We start from the raw sequence: 13,650 nt of genomic DNA, 5'->3' as shown, positions 1-13,650 counted from the left end.
TTTTTGATATAGGGGTATTTTACTGTTCGGGCGTCTATAATTTTAACCATTACTAACAACATACAATTATGAAAAAACTGTTTCTCGCCGTTGCGATCCTGGCTACTACAGCTGTGACTACTACCGTTAGCGCACAAAGATTACTGCGTTTTGGTATCAAAGGTGGTGCTAATCTTGGAAAACTGGACGGAACCGGATTTCAGGATGGATTTAAATTAGGCTACCACCTGGGTGGTTTTGCACAATTAAACCTGATAAAAGGTTTTGGTGTGCAGGGTGAAGTGATCTTTTCCTCTACCAAAACTGAAACCACAAGTGATTTCAATCACTTTTACGATAATGTAACTGATGCTGATAACCGTAAAAAAATAAACCTGAACTATCTGAGCATCCCGCTGCTGGCAAATATTGATCTGGGTACCCCTCGTCTGAAACTGCAGGTAGGTCCTCAGTTTGGCGCGATGGTAAGTGACAGAAAAGTTTTCGGCGCTGCCAATACTGCCTTCAAAGGTGGTGAAATTTCAGGTGTGGCTGGTCTCTGGCTGCAATTGCCTATCGTAAATGTCAGCGCCCGTTACATCATTGGCTTCAATGACGTAAAAGGTATCGGCAGTATAGCCAATACCAGCAACTGGAAAAACCAGGGCATTCAGCTGGGCGTTGGTGTTACCCTGTAATTACGCAGGTAAGCTAAAGGACTAGCCCGAAGCAAAGCCAGGGAGCGAATGATCAGCATGATCATTCGCTCCCTGGCTTTTTTGTCTGAAAAAAATATTGTTTCCTTGTGTCGCTTTGTGTTGTTATACGAAATGAACTGCCATCCAGTCACTTGGCACTAAACTTGACAATATAGGGAAGCATAAAAAAAACGGGGGTTTAAACAGAATTTTCTGACATAATGTCCTCCGGGCTTTAAATATCTCAGATGAACAGATTTTATTTAGGAAATTCGGAAGATGAAATGGAGTTCATGCCTATTATCCCTTTGAATGAAGATGGGGAAGGTCAGGAGGATGAGCGTATTCCCGATGAACTGGCATTGTTGCCATTACGAAATACAGTATTATTTCCCGGTGTAGTATTACCTATTACAGTGGGCCGGGATAAATCCATAAAGGCAGTTAACGATGCGTACAAAGCTGACAAATTGATCGGTGTAGTAGCGCAAAAAGACAGTACGATAGAAGACCCGAATGTGGCAGACCTCAGTGATGTGGGCACGGTAGCGCGTATTGTAAAACTGATCAAGATGCCGGATGGTGGTACTACCATCATCATACAGGGTCGCAAACGTTTCAAGATAAAGGAGATCGTATCAGAAGATCCTTATTTCAAAGCACAGATAACCGTTTTACAGGACGAGGCTGCAGACGATGATTCTGAGTTTGAGGCTTATATTTCTTCTATCAAGGATCTGGCAGCACAGATTATTCAGCTGTCTCCCAACCTGCCTTCTGAAGCGAGCATCATCCTGAAAAATATAGAGAATGCTTCTTTCCTGGTGCATTTTGTTTCTTCCAATCTCAATTCTGATCTGAAAGAAAAACAACAGTTGCTGGAAATCAACAATCTGCGTACCCGCGCAGAGCTGCTGATGAAACTGTTGCAGACAGAACTGCAGTTGGCTGAACTAAAAAACAAAATCACCAATAAAACAAAAGCTGATCTCGACAAACAACAGCGTGATTACTTCCTGCAACAGCAGATGAAGTCTATCAAGGAAGAACTGGGCGGAGATTCCAATGATCGCGAGATCAAGGAAATGAAGCGCAAAGCGGAAGAAAAGAAATGGCCTGTTGCTGCTGCTGAAGCTTTTGCCAAAGGTATTGAGAAACTGGAACGCATGCATCCCTCCACACCAGACTACAGCGTGGTGTACAACCACCTGGACCTGCTGCTGGACTTGCCATGGGGCGAATACACAACTGACAGCTATGACCTGAAAAAGGCCAAAAAAGTACTGGACCATGACCATTATGGCATGGAAAAAATCAAGGAAAGAATACTGGAATACCTGGCTGTACTGAAACTGAAAGGCGACATGAAGTCTCCTATCTTATGTTTTGTAGGCCCTCCGGGTATCGGTAAAACCTCCCTCGGACGTTCTATTGCTAATGCAGTAGGCCGCAAGTATGTGAGGCTGAGCCTTGGTGGTTTGCACGACGAGAGTGAGATCCGCGGACACCGTAAAACCTATATCGGCGCTATGCCAGGCCGCGTAGTACAGTCTATCCGCAAGATCAAGTCCTCCAACCCGGTGATGATCCTCGATGAAATCGACAAAATCGGCAACGATCTGCGTGGAGATCCGAGCTCTGCACTGCTGGAAGTGCTGGACCCTGAACAGAACAGTACCTTCTATGATAACTACCTGGAGCTGGAATTTGACCTGAGCAAAGTGTTGTTCATTGCTACGGCCAATAACATCAGCGCTATTCATCCTGCATTGCGTGACAGGCTTGAAATCATCGATCTGAGTGGTTATTCCATTGAAGAAAAAACGGAGATCGCCAAACGTCACCTGTTGCCTAAACAGAAAGATGCGCATGGTCTGGCAGATGCGAAATTCAAAATCGCCAATAATGTAATAGAATATATCATCGCCAACTATACCCGGGAAAGCGGTGTGAGAGAGCTGGACAGGCAATTTGCGGCCATTATGCGTAATCTCGCCAAACAAGTAGCGATGGAGCATAAATTGTCCGACAATATTACTACCGCTGCTGTGGAGAAGATCCTGGGCAAACCGCGTTACTCCAACGAAATGTACAAGGTGGGCAACCCGCCGGGGGTAGCGGTAGGGCTGGCCTGGACTTATGTAGGTGGCGAAATTCTGTTTATCGAGAGCAGCCTTAGCGATGGTAAGGGAGAGCTGAAACTGACAGGTAATCTGGGAAATGTGATGAAAGAGTCTGCTGTAACGGCGCTCACATACCTGCAATCCCATGCCGCGCAGCTGAAGCTGGACCCGAAGATTTTTAGTACTAAAAGTGTGCATGTGCATATACCGGAAGGTGCGGTGCCTAAAGACGGCCCCAGTGCAGGTATCACTATGCTCACGGCGCTGACTTCCGTTTTCACCGGCCGTAAGGTAAAATCCTATCTGGCGATGTCCGGGGAGATCACTTTAAGAGGTCTGGTGCTGCCAGTGGGTGGAATAAAAGAAAAAATTCTGGCCGCCAAAAGGGCAGGTATTCGCGAGATTATCTTGTGCTGGCAGAATGAGAAAGATATAAAAGACATAAATCCGGCATATATCAAGGGGATGAAATTTCATTATGTGAAAGAAATGAACCAAGTGCTGGAAATTGCGTTATTAAAGAAGTAAATAACGAATAACGTCATTTTGTTGCCAGTCCTGGCAGCAATTTTTAAATAATTCATATCGGTTTTGTTGTGACCCCGATATGAATATCATGTTGATTGTTTTAAGGGTTCTTTGAAGCCATTCCTCTCAGCGGAATGGCTTTAAAGTTTAACGGAGATGAGTGCTGATGAATGCTGATGGGTCTGATGCGCGAAGATTAGCATGAAGATAAAGAAGATAAAAGAGAAGCCCCCATTGATATAGCAATCAATGGGGGCTTCTCTTTTATCTTTGTAAATATTGATCAGCAAAAAATCAATCCACACTTATCTTCGTTTATCAGGCCCATCAGCATTCATCAGCATTCATCTCCGTTTCAGTCGATTAATTGTCTTTTATACAATTGTATTGTGTTTTCCAGGCCGAAATAGAGTGCATCAGCGACGAGGGCATGACCGATAGATACTTCTTTGAGCTGCGGGATATGCAGTTTAAAGAAGCGGAGGTTGTCCAGGTTGAGGTCATGGCCGGCGTTGAGATCCAGGCCGATGGCGGTGGCAGCGCGGGCGGTGTTTTTATAGTCGTTGAAGAGCTGGAGGTTTTGTTGTTGGGTGCGGGCATTCGTATATTCTTCGGCGTAAGGGCCGGTATACAGTTCGATACGGTCGGCACCGGCAGTTTTGGCGCCTTCTACCTTATCAACCTCTGCGTTGAGAAATATAGATACTCTGATGCCGGCTTTTTTCAGTTCGGTGATCACATCCTTTAATTGTGACTGGTTACGGATGGTATCCCAGCCTGTATTGGAGGTGATGGCATCTGGTGGATCGGGCACCAGGGTACACTGGTGTGGTTTAACGGCCAGTACCAGGTCCATAAATTCTTTGGAGGGGTATCCTTCGATATTGAATTCGGTGGTAACGATAGGTTTAAGGTCTCTTACGTCCTGGTAGCGGATGTGGCGTTCATCCGGGCGGGGGTGTACGGTGATACCATCGGCGCCGAAGCGTTCGCAGTCCTGGGCCACTTTAAGAATATCCGGAAGATTGCCGCCGCGTGCGTTTCGCAGGGTAGCAAACTTGTTGATGTTTACACTCAGCTTTGTCATATTGCAAAAATACGCTAAAAAGAATGAACGATGTATTCAGCAAGTTGAATAAAAAGAGAAGACCCGGGCTATAGTGGCCCGGGTCTTTGTTATTTGAAGTACTAATTGCTTAGTATCTGTAGTAGTCTGGTTTGAATGGACCTTCAACCGGAATGCCGAGGTATTCAGATTGTGTAGGAGTGAGTACGTCCAGTTCCACACCGATTTTTTTCAGGTGCAGGCGGGCTACTTTTTCATCCAGGTGTTTAGGCAGTACATAAACTTTGTTTTCGTACTTGTCTGAATTCAGCCACAGTTCCAGCTGAGCCAGTGTCTGGTTGGTGAAAGAGTTACTCATTACGAAGGAAGGGTGACCGGTAGCGCAACCCAGGTTTACCAGGCGGCCTTCAGCCAGCAGGATGATATCTTTACCGTCGATGGTATATTTATCTACCTGAGGTTTGATTTCCACTTTAGTATTACCGTAGTTTTTGTTTAACCAGGCAACGTCGATTTCGATGTCGAAGTGACCGATGTTGGAAACGATACATTTATCCTTCATCAGTTTGAAGTGTTCGCCATTGATGATATCGCGGCAACCGGTAGTGGTAACGATGATATCAGCTTCTTTTACGGCGTCGTTCATTTTTTTCACTTCGTAACCTTCCATAGCAGCTTGTAAAGCGCAGATAGGATCGATTTCGGTAACGATTACGCGGGCGCCTGCACCTCTGAGGGATTCAGCAGAACCTTTACCTACGTCGCCAAAACCGGCTACAACAGCTACTTTACCAGCGATCATCACGTCAGTGGCGCGACGGATAGCGTCTACGCAGGATTCGCGGCAACCGTATTTGTTATCGAATTTGGATTTAGTAACGGAGTCGTTGATGTTAATGGCAGGCATAGGAAGCGTACCATTTTTCATGCGCTCATACAGACGGTGAACACCGGTAGTGGTTTCTTCGCTGAGACCTTTAATGTGTTGGATCAGCTCAGGGTATCTGTCGAATACCATGTTGGTGAGGTCACCACCATCGTCCAGGATCATGTTCAGCGGGCGTTCAGCGCTACCGAAGAACAGGGTCTGTTCGATACACCAGTCAAATTCCTGCTCATTCAGGCCTTTCCAGGCAAATACAGGTACTCCGGCAGCAGCTACAGCAGCAGCAGCATGATCCTGAGTAGAGAAGATATTGCAGGAGCTCCAGCGTACTTCTGCACCCAGATGTACCAGAGTTTCTATTAATACAGCAGTTTGAATGGTCATATGCAGACAGCCGGCAATACGGGCACCTTGCAACGGTTTGCTGTTGCCATATTCTTCCCTTAAGGACATCAGTCCGGGCATTTCAGCTTCTGCCAGCTCTATCTCTTTACGACCCCAGGCCGCGAGCGACATATCTTTTACCTTGTAGCCAAGATTAAAGTCAATGTTGGATTTCGCAATTGTAGACATTAAAATGGAGTTTTTTGCAAATCTAGGGTTATTTTACCTTTTTACATAAAAACCACTGCCGTTTGACCTCATAGTCTACTAATCATTTGATAATCATTTTCTTATAACTGAATCTTGTTTTCTAAGTTAAATTTAATTTGATTAAATATAAATAATATTATAAGTTTGCTAATTAAAATATATGATTTTATAATTAATTGTTTGGTGGTAAAGAACAGCTAGTAGGGTATAAACAATTATTAAAACATCATAATATGCACAGCTAGTGAGTCTTATACCTTGCCATGTTAGGGTATTTTAAATTTCAGATGATTGCCGGCAACAGGTTTTTCAGTTTCATCGCATGAAAGTTTTTATGCAAAAATTGCCGGGAGAGCCAATTTTATAGGCATATAGGGTTTTACAAAGGACTGTATCTTAATTTCTTGACTAAAAAACTATATGTATAAATAGAAATTTACATACGCATATGTTAGTCCTGTCCTATCCTACGAAAGTTAAAGTACGTCTATTGCCGGAAGGCAAAAACATGCTCAGGCGCTGCGTTACCTTATTGATGACGATATTGCTTATCAATACAGGCATCATGGCACAGCTGCCGGCCATCCGCGTTATAAACCCCACAGGAGGCAACACTATCAGCGATGGCCTCCGCCTGGAACTAGATGCTAAAGGCAGAATACAGGTCTTCAGAAATGGTAAAACAGAGTCTTATGTGGCCAACGGAGAAAAGGGCTTCGGCGACTATATCCGCGTAAAGCACAGCACCTACACCATGACCGCCCTGCAAAGCCTCGATACCACCGTGTGTTATATCTCTCCCCTGATAGGAAAAGGAACAACTGCAGAACCTTACCGCATTTTTGTTTTTAATAAGACATCAGATAAAAAGCCGATCGTCAATCCGGCCATGGACAGCGTGGCGCCTATCTATATCACCCGTACCATCAGTTACGTGGTCCCCAATAAATATTTCACCATAGATTATTCCTTTAATGGTCCCAACCAGGGCTACAACATGCTGCTTTACCAGGAAGAACACCTCGCCATGCAGCAGGACCCTAACTTTGCTTATGCAGGACCAGCCTTTAAAGCAGGTGTGCCGGGATATTGCTCCTATGGCTTTAGGCAGGCTGCCTTTAACAACCAATATGCTGGTGTGTACCATTATCCCGGAGAGTGTAGTATTGCAGAAATGTTTTCCCATGGGTTCGTTGCATTTGACTCTTTGTATAGCTATACCGTTGCTAACAATGCTGCCAGAGGAAGTACCCAGATCACTACCCTGTCAAGCACCTATCCCTATAACAAAATCGTTGGGCAGATGTATACGACGGGTACCGACAGAGCCCTTTGCGTACAGACCATCATCGATAATAAACTGCTCAACACTACCCTGGGCACCAGAATCGCGGTAGGTTATGGAGAAGATAATACCTTCGCGGATTATGATGCCATCCATACTGCCATCGGACAGACGCCTACGAGCAACGGCAGTAACCCTGTCACCGTGGAATTTGCCGGTGATGCCAGCGATCCGGAAGGTAATGCCGGTAATAACCATCCTCCGCAAAGTCTCAAACTGAAAGTGACCGGTGGCGTCCTCACGGCTCCTGTGTACATGGAAATGAAAGTAGTGGCCGTTCCGGGAGAACCACACCCTGCTGTGGAAAACCAGGACTTCACCTACTCCATGGGATTCACCATCCCCGCAGGCGATTATACGCAAACCGCCAATCAGTTGGTACCCGTAACCAACGTGACCATCATCGGAAATAATAAACTCGAATATAACCGTAAGCTCACCCTCGCCCTGGTGGATATTTCCTGTAATGCGCAGGTGGTATTGGGCACTACAAAGCAGGCTACCTATACCATTGTAGATGATGAGGACCGCACCCTGACACTCAGTTTCAATAAAACGTCTTTCCTCGAAGGCACTTCCATCACCGGTACGCTTTCCCTGCCAGGGACAGTAACGGAAGATACCTACATCGATTTGTCTGTACTGACAGGTAATACTGCCACACCGGACGTGGATTTTAAAATGCCTGCTCGTGTGATGATCGGAAACGGAGCAGGAAGTACCACCTTTACGATCACGGGAGAACCAGACCTGATACTGGAACCCGATGAAACCTTCAAGGTGAAAGCTGATGCCATGGTACTCGGACAAGCCTCTTCCGCAACAGGGCCACTGCTTACACTAAACGATGATACCCGCAACCACATAGAAAATATTACGCTCGGCATGACCGTCACGCCGGCAGATCCGGACCCGTCTTATCCGGCCCTTACCTTTAAGGAAGGGTATACCGGTACGCTTAACATAAGTCTGCCGGCAGGTGTATCCACCGTTATACCAATTACCGTCAACATTAGCAAAGCAGGAACCGCCACAGAAGGAAATGATTACACGCTGGTCATACCGGCTAACACCATCTCCGGCAGCACAACGGTGAGCGGTACCCTTACCCTCATCAACGACTACAGGATAGAAGGAGATGAAAACATTAAGATCACCGGTACTGCTACAGACGGTACTGCCACTGCTTTTGTGATAACACCCACCACCATCACGATCAAGGATGCCCAGTTGCCACTGACAGATCCGGTGTCTCTGCATCTCTCTACCAATGATATTAATGAAGGTGATGCCGGCGCCAAATGCTGGATAGAATTGCCTGCGGGCATTGTAGCCACGGATATCCAATTGGATTTTGATATCTCTACCGTCGCCGGTACTACTGCCTTATCTACTTCCTACGCCGGACTACCTGCTTCCATGAGCATCCTGGCCGGCAGCAAAGCATCTACACAGTATACCATTACTGCCGCTACCAACAAAGTACTGGAAGATGACCGCGTAGTAGTAATCCATGCGACCACCGCTACTACCACTACGTTGCCTGGTGTTACCACCGGTGCTGATGTGACGCTCAATATTCATGATAAAACAGATCCAACTGGTGTAGCAGTGGTGATCGCTCCGGTAACCACACCATTACCGGAAGGTCAGGCTACTAAATTCACCATCGGCCTCACCAATGGTTTCAGTTCTGCCAAAAAAATCAGTGTCACACTGGCACCCAATCCTGTTGGAACAGAAGCTACTACCACAGACTATACGATGGTGGGTGGTATCTCAGTGATAGAGCTGCCTGCTTACACCACCGGTGCCTATACCACACCGACTGATGTTGTGTTTGCCAATCCGGACATGGTGATTGAGAAAGATAAAAAACTGATCTTCACCGGTACCGCCACCGGCTATACGGTGCAGGATGCTGTGATGATCATTCAGGACGAAACCAGAAGGAATACCGCCAATACCAAAGTAACACTGACAGCTCCTCAAACCACCATCAAAGAAAATAACTATACTACTATTACGGCTAGTCTGCCTGCAGGAGTAACGACAGAAATACCCATTACCGTAGATCTGAGTGCTATAACGGGAACGGCTACACCGATAGCAGATTTTACATTAGATAAAACAATTCAGATTACTGCAGCTACTCCTCAACCAGTAGCTACGTTGAATGTGCTGAAAGATGACCTGGTAGAAAATCAGGAAGATTTCACAATTACACCCGCTATCAGCGATGCTTACAGCACCACTTATACCAGTATTCCTGCCACGTTGACATTTACCATCCAGGATTATGAGTATCCGCTGCTGGCCACCAATCCTATTGTATTGAGTGCCACACCTTCTACCATACTGGAAAATGATCCAACCGGTGCCACGCTCACTGCTACCTTACCCAATAGCTGGAAAACAGCGATCCCGCTGGATGTACAGCTGGTTAAAAACAGCAGTTCTACTGCCGCCGATGATCGCCATACTTCCATCCTCAATCAAAAACTGACTATCCTGCCAACATCCGGTACCGCTTCCATGCAGATACTGGCTACCGACAATAATGTGCTGGATGATGATGCTGACCTGGTGATAGATGGTAATCCCGGCAACACAGTATTGCCTGTTACCAGCACCACCATTCATATTGCAGATAACACTATCAATAAACCTAACGCCAGAAATATTACACTTACGGCCAACAAAACACTGATACCGGAAGGAGAGAAGTTGAGTGTAACAGTGTCCCGTTTGTACACTTCTTCCAAAAAAGTAAGTATTCAGCTGACCGTAGATCCTTCTTCAGAAGCCAGTCTCGCCAAAAATGATTATTCCATCATCAATACGATGCTGGAGCTGGACCCAACAGATAAAACGCGCACCTTCGATGTAATACAAACCAACACCGATGATGTGCTGGAAAAGGATGAATCTCTGTTGATCAAAGCAGCACTGGCTGGTTATATATTGAATGACCTTGACCTGAAAATCAAGGATATGACCAGGACTATTCCCTCCAATCTGGTGCTGACATTGACACCTTACAAGACTGTACATGCACAGGAAGGGGATAATGGAACAGTACATATCAGTCTGCCAGCGGGCATCACCACCGAAGTGCCCATCAACCTCACACTGGCTCAGACCAGCGGAACAGCAGAAGCAGGGCTGGATTATGAAATGCCCACTAACTTCAGCTTTAATAATGCCAATGATACCACCATTGCCCTGAAAATTCTGGTAGATGACCTGCTGGAAGGACCAGAGAAACTGGTGATTTCCACTACTGCTACTGACGGAATCAGTGCATATACTGCCAATGATTTTGAGGTGAATATAGATGATGCACAGTATCCGCTCACCTCACCGATTCGCATCACTCTTACTCCGGGTGCTATTGATGAAGGTGGTGCCGGCGCTGCCATCGGCGTGATGCTGCCTCCCGGTATACGCGCGGGTAAACCCATCACTATCACTATTGACAAAGACGCAGCTTCTACTGCAGATGTAAATGATTATAAACCATTCGCATTTCCATTTACTATCACCATACCGAAACTGGCCACCAGCGCCACCCATCCGGTGTTGATGGAAGCTATACTCGATAAGATCCTGGAAGATGATGAAACTGTCATCTTCAATGGAACAACCGGTGATGTAAATATGCCTGTAAAAGGAGACACCCTTGTGATCCACGACAGAACACATGATGATCCGGCCACCGGTTATATCCACATTATTCCGGTAACACCCGGAACCAGCGTGAGAGAAGGAAATACCTATAATGCCAAAGTATCGCTGGCGCCAGGTGTGACCTCCAGCAAAGCCATCACCATATCCTTGTACGCTGGTAGCGGTACACAAGCCAAAGTATCGGACTACAGCGGTCTTCCGCCAACTGTAACGATACCAGCCCTGCAACCGGATGTGGCCTTCTCTGTACATGCCGAACCGGATAATATTATTGAGAAAGACAAGCTGTTACAGATTGTGGCGCAACCACAGAACTTCGTTGGAATGAAAGGGGATACGCTGAATCTGATCATCGAAGATGCAACCCGTCTGGATCCCAATAACCTGAAAATGCAGCTGAAAGTGGATTCCACCATCCTGCATGAAGGCAGCTCTTCCAAAGTGACGGTAGGTTTTGTGAACAGTCTGATTTCTTCCGATGAAGAGATTGTGATCAACATCAACAGAGATGCGGTGACTTCCACTGCTGATGATGCAGATTACACCGGTCTGCCCGCACAGGTAACGCTGCCGGCCCTGCAGAATAATCAGGTATATACACTGCAGATAACCGATGATAATATACTGGAAGGAGATGAAGTGTTGCAACTGAATGCACAGCTGGTGACACCGGGTTATACTATTAGTCAGCCTGCACCGATTCTGATACCGGAAACCGGAAATATGAGTGTGCAGTTACTGAAAGGTAATGATGCCGCAGAACCTGGCACCACCGGTAATTATATCCTTAAATTCCCTGGTAACAGCACTGCTGCTGCCGATGTGAAAGTAGTATTTTATGTAAGCAGCATTGCCGGTACTACCAATATAGCGCCGATACAAACATCCGCTACCATTCCTCAGGGACAAAACAGTGTAACCGTTCCCGTGAATGTGATTGATAATAACGTGATAGAAGGAGATGAAGAAGTGAAGGTTGCTCTGATGCTGGCACAGATGAAACGGTTCAACAAAAACCTTCCTTTCGATGTGAATGATATGGATACTGTGCGCATGACCGTATTCGATGATGAAAGTTATGCTTCCGGACCTAAAGCTGTATCCAGAGAGATGATGGTGGAAAAAACTGCCGATGCTTCCGAACCTGCTACTCCTGGCTATTTCAGAGTACATTTCACGGATACTCAGCTATCGGCTGTAAAAGATGTAACGGTAACTTACCAGGTGAGCGGCAACGCTGTACCGGATAGCCGTTACCGTAAGCTCAGCGGTACTGTAGTGATCCCTGCCGGCCGCAACTATACAGATATTAAAGTAGATCCGATTGATAATACCATTGTGGAAGGAGATGAAGATGTACAGGTACAACTGCAAACAGTCAGCGGTAATATCCCGGGTGTTACCTGGCCTTTATCTGCGAACAACAAGGCATCTGTGCTTATCCATGATAACGATACGCTGATGGTGGAAATATTTAATGATGGTTTGCCAGTTGAAGAAGGTAAACCAGTAACCTTCCATATCCGCTCTGTGAACAGTGCTACACATGATATGCCTATTACTTTCAAGGTAGAGCAGGATGTAGCCCGCACTTTCACCGCCACCAATGCTACTGTGAGTGGTAATACCATCACCGTGGTACTGCCTGCTTTCGGCACTTCCCGCGACTTCACTATTACTGCGGTAGATAATGATACCAACGACGACGACGGTTTTGTGAAAGTCACTATCCTGCCTTTTGCGGGCAATAGTGGTCTCCCTATTTACAAGGCTGGTACCAACAGTGTAGCCGAGACCGTTATTACCGACAATGATCCGCTGACCCTGGCATTTGCTGCAGATCAGTTCAGTGTGAAGGAAGGTAATACTGGTGATGTTACGCCACTGAACTTTATCGTGAAAATGAACCGTCGCAGCTCAAGGGATATTACCATCAAATTTGACTTTGAAGAATCTAAAGATGGGGTAAGTTATCCTTTCCTGGACTTCAGGGCTACGCCAGGTGTTGATTTCGATACTGCCGTTAAGAAGGCCATTATACCGGCCTTCCAGCCTGAAGGTAAAGTGGTCGTGAAAATCTTTGGTGATGATAAGTTTGAACAAAACGAAAAATTCATTGTGAAGATGCTGTCCGCAACAGTACCTTCCGGACAAAACAAACCAACCCTCGGTGATCCATCCAAAGCGACAGGTATTATACTCAACGATGACGCGATGTGCAGAACCTGCGATACTGATGGTGATGGTCTGACAGATGAACAGGAAGATATCAACGGCAACGGAGATCCTTTTGATGATGATACAGACGGAGATGGTATTCCGAACTTCCTGGACCTGGATTCTGATGGCTCTGGCATTCCGGATTCTGTAAGCCGCTTCCATCTGGATATGAACCGCAAGATGGATTATATCGATGGCCGTGACGGCAAGATAAAAGTACATCCGGCCATCTCCCCCAATAACGACGGGCTGGGTAACGATGTGATGTATATCGCGAACATCAACAAATATCCGAAGAACGAAGTGGTGGTGTTTAACCGCTGGGGTGGTGTTGTATTTAAAACAAGTAATTACGATAATAAATCCAACAATTTCAATGGCAAGGCCAATACCGGCGGGCAGTCGGGTACAGATGTGCCGGATGGTTCCTACTTCTACCAGATATTGATCTGGACAGATGGTAAGGTAGAGCGGCATACTGGTTTTATCGTCATCAAACGTTGAGGTAATTATTAGTAACG

The 13,650-nt window shown here is 46.1% G+C and carries 5 protein-coding genes; 3 read left to right on the top strand and 2 right to left on the bottom strand.

The window, feature by feature from the left end; genetic code table 11:
- Positions 1–68: 68 nt before the first annotated feature.
- Positions 69–677 (top strand): porin family protein, encoded by a 609-nt coding sequence (locus DF182_RS06245; protein ID WP_113614799.1) that lies wholly within the window; start codon positions 69–71, stop codon positions 675–677.
- Between the two features lie 248 nt (positions 678–925).
- The gene (lon, locus tag DF182_RS06240) at positions 926–3,328 is read left to right on the top strand and encodes an endopeptidase La (RefSeq protein WP_113614798.1); all 2,403 of its coding nucleotides are present in this window, start codon (positions 926–928) and stop codon (positions 3,326–3,328) included.
- Between the two features lie 355 nt (positions 3,329–3,683).
- Here lon and DF182_RS06235 read toward each other — a convergent pair whose 3' ends face one another.
- The gene (locus tag DF182_RS06235) at positions 3,684–4,415 is read right to left on the bottom strand and encodes a pyridoxine 5'-phosphate synthase (RefSeq protein WP_113614797.1); all 732 of its coding nucleotides are present in this window, start codon (positions 4,413–4,415) and stop codon (positions 3,684–3,686) included.
- Between the two features lie 109 nt (positions 4,416–4,524).
- Positions 4,525–5,853 carry an adenosylhomocysteinase gene (ahcY, locus tag DF182_RS06230; RefSeq protein ID WP_113614796.1) on the bottom strand — a complete coding sequence of 443 codons (1,329 nt, stop codon included), beginning with the start codon at positions 5,851–5,853 and terminating at the stop codon, positions 4,525–4,527.
- A 469-nt stretch (positions 5,854–6,322) separates the two neighbouring features.
- Here ahcY and DF182_RS06225 point away from each other — a divergent pair, with 469 nt between their 5' ends.
- Positions 6,323–13,633, top strand: coding sequence for a Calx-beta domain-containing protein (locus DF182_RS06225; protein ID WP_113614795.1), 7,311 nt, complete (start codon positions 6,323–6,325; stop codon positions 13,631–13,633).
- The last annotated feature ends 17 nt before the right edge of the window (positions 13,634–13,650 follow it).

This window comes from Chitinophaga flava, assembly GCF_003308995.1.
GTDB lineage: Bacteria > Bacteroidota > Bacteroidia > Chitinophagales > Chitinophagaceae > Chitinophaga > Chitinophaga flava.
This window is presented reverse-complemented; position numbering and strand designations above follow the sequence as displayed.